We start from the raw sequence: 3,477 nt of genomic DNA, 5'->3' as shown, positions 1-3,477 counted from the left end.
GCGCGGAATTTTACACTGTTATAAAACCCTTGGAGTTCTAAAGACTCTTGCTTGATATCGGTTTTATCCAACTCAGCTAAAATCCTTTCCATGGCTTGTGAGATGCTATTGTTCTGGACAAATTCATTGCCCTCAAACAAGGCTTCAAACACGGGACGTGTCACAAGATGTTGTCCTAACATCTCAAGGGCTTCCTCTTGCGTAATACTGTCGTTTAAATTGCTCTTTAATTCCTTATGAAACGCATCAAAAGCACACCGCGCTTTGCCTTTCTCATCAGAAAGAATATCTTTAAGATGATTGATATGGTTTTGAGCAATCTCAGCAACATTGTTCGCCCATATGCCCCAATAATCAGAAAGGGTTGATCTTTTAATCAAAACCGTTTTAAGAGCGCGAGGGAATGCCGCTATAAAGTTGAAGCTTGTTTGTCCATTATGCATGGAAAGCGATTTACGGATTGGAGAGACATTGCTTGCGCTTGCATGCTCTGGTCTTGCTTGAAGCGGGATATCATCAACAACCGTGGTGACATTCTCTAAATCCATATTTTGAGAAACTGTTACAATTTCTAAAATAGAGCTTACATCTTGTCCTAAATTCATCTGATTAAGCGTTTTACTAAAATTCTCATCATGAGCAAGCAGGGCATCGAGAACTTGCCAAACAACACTGTATTTTGGATTGTTCTTTAAAGCTTTTTCGGGGTCAATCCCAGCAGGGACCCCAACGGGTAAAATGATATAACCTCTTTTTTTGCCTGGAGCACGACGCATCACACGTCCTACCGCCTGTATCACATCGACTTGGCTTTTACGCGGGTGTAAAAACATCACCGCATCCAAGGTAGGCACATCCACTCCCTCAGACAAACATCTTACATTGGTAAGTACACGGCAGTGATTTTCCCCCACATTTTCTTCCAACCAATCCAGTTTTCTTGACCGTTCTTTGGCGCCATCCTTCCCATCAATATGATCAACTTCACAGATCAGAGGAGGCGTATCAGGATAATTTTTATAAAGTCTGTTGAAAATCCGCTTAACACCTTTTCCTTGAAAGGTATCACGGATCTGTTTAGAGGTCTTGATATCTTTACAAAAAGCCAAGGCACGACGCATAGGAGCCGCATCATCTCCAAGATCATTTTTCAGATCCAGTTTGGTTAAAGCTTGATAACAGCCAACAATTTTTGTTTTATAATCTAAAGTAAGTTCATAATCTTTACTTGTGGTGGGCATCTCCATGGTTTTACTGATTTCCCCTTCATCAACACCTAAAACAATAATCTTATAAGGGGTTAACAGTTCATTCTTGACCGCATCGGTAAAACTGTAGGTATAAAGCGCTTTTCCATAAATGGCTTCATTATCCATAGAGGCTAAAACAGCATCAACCTCATCAGCACGCCTTTTGGCATGATTACTAAAGATACGAGGCGTTGCTGTCATGTACAGACGTTTTTTACCGCGAATAAGAGTGTTATCATGAACCTTGATAAAATCAGATTCATTGTCGTCAGTTCCTAATGAAGCCCCCGTTGTTCTATGCGCCTCATCACAAATAATCAGATCAAAGGTTGCTAAACCATGATCCTTTTGCGCATCAACAATGACTTGTATTGATTGATAGGTCGCAAAAATAACACTCATGGCATGGGGCGAAGAGTTTCCTACTTTCTCGACAAGCCTAGAGGCATCCGTGGTAGCAGGGAGTGCTAAATCCGATGCCGATATTTCCCCATCATCCTCTTGGTTTTTACGCCGCTTGCCGATTTGCTTATCGGAACACACGGCAAAGCAACGCAAGGGCACTTGTGCATCGGCTGTCCATTCACGAATGCTTTGTGACATCAAGGCAAGAGAGGGGACCAAAAACAACACATGCTTGCCTTGACCTGCTATGGTTTCTGCTATCTTCAAACTGGTGAAAGTCTTGCCCGTTCCACATGCCATAATGAGCTTGCCACGGTCTGCTTCTTTCAACCCTTCACAAACCGCTTTAAGCGCTTCTTTCTGATGATCTAAAAGCTTTTTCTTCGTTTGCTCATAAAGAACAATGTTGCCTGTCTTATCAAAAATACCCCAATCGATTTGACTATTTTCCATATCAAACAGATTAATTCGATAAACCGGAACTGCTTGCCCTTCAATCATGGTATTGGCATTGTCGCTTAAATCTCTTTCCGTGCTATCAATGAGAAGGCGGTATTTAAATCTCTTTTTACCAGAAATGGCGATAAAGCTTTCAATATCGTCTTGGGTAATCTGATGATTGGTCTCATAAAATTGACAGCGAATAGCAACATAATCGTCTTGATCACGAATTTTCGCTACCAAATCAATATCGGTGTCTGTATCGCTTCCTTTCCAGCCCTTTTCGTCAGCGACCTCTCTATAAGTTTGAACCTTTTCGTATTCTTGGCATTGAAGCGGGTCTTGCGTCAAATAGGCAATGACAAACTTTTCAAAAGCGGCTTGCTTATCTTGCTCTGATATCGCTTGATCACGATAGGCTTGTAAGAGAGAGCGTAAAGAAACGTGTTTATTATCAGAATAAAGAGGGTGAGACATAAAGACTAAACTCCATGACAATATATTCTACTGATTGATTCTCTTCAAAAGAATCAAAATGAAGCCAATTAAATCCATTTAGGATAAATAGCGAGTGTCAGCTGAGGTGAAATTCTTGCAAAACCAGAAATATTTTTTCAAAAAGGGTTTTTAAAGGTTATTTATCCACAGCCTATGACATGGAGTAGATCAGCAAAATAGTAAAATTTGCTGTTTATTTTATGGAAAAAAGACAAATGTACTATGTGCTTTAAAATATCAGAATGAGTATTTTGATGCATTTTATAGATAGGTTTTGAAGGTTTCTCACACCCTCAAAATACCTTCAAAAATATACAGCGGGTTATATTTATAGGTTGTGTTTTAATATAGATTGTATCTCTAAAATGCTAATATATTGAAATATAATGACTTTTATTTTTCTATTTTAAAAAAATATATAAAGGGGGGTAAAAAGAACCCTCAAAATCCTCAAAACTCATAGATTAGGCGTCCTTTGAAGGTTCACTCTATGAATGCAAGGGGATATGGTTGAGCAAATTTATCCTTTATATTTATGGGGATATTAATATATTAACCATTGACGGGCTAAACAGTTTTGTTTAGAGGTTTCTTTATATAAATGTGGGGGAGAGATCTTCAGCAGTTAAAATAAAGCAGTTTTTGGGTGTCACTTTTCTTTGGTTACAGAGGCATGTGCTTTTGTTAAAAGTGTTATAGGGCAGTGGCTGTTTTGAGTGGGTTTATTAGCTGTTCCATGAAGTTCTTTTAAAGAGTGCTTCATGAATAGTGCAAAGCGGGGAAATCTGTATTGTTTTCTGTATTTTTACGCCAAAGTTCTCTTTTGAGAATTTTTCGTGCCATTGTTGTTTTCTTTGGCTTGTTTACAGGTGTAAATGTTTAT

General features: G+C 38.9%; 1 protein-coding gene. It reads right to left on the bottom strand.

The window, feature by feature from the left end; all coding sequences use genetic code 11:
* The coding region (locus ACFILT_RS06050) for a DEAD/DEAH box helicase family protein (protein ID WP_375679743.1) at positions 1–2,573 on the bottom strand (2,573 nt) is incomplete at its 3' end.
* Positions 2,574–3,477: the final 904 nt, after the last annotated feature.

Origin of the sequence: Bartonella sp. AP7XZML (assembly GCF_042195745.1) — a bacterium.
In the GTDB taxonomy this organism is placed as follows: domain Bacteria; phylum Pseudomonadota; class Alphaproteobacteria; order Rhizobiales; family Rhizobiaceae; genus Bartonella.
Note: the sequence above shows the minus strand (reverse complement) of the source record. Positions and strands in the feature narration are given on the sequence as shown.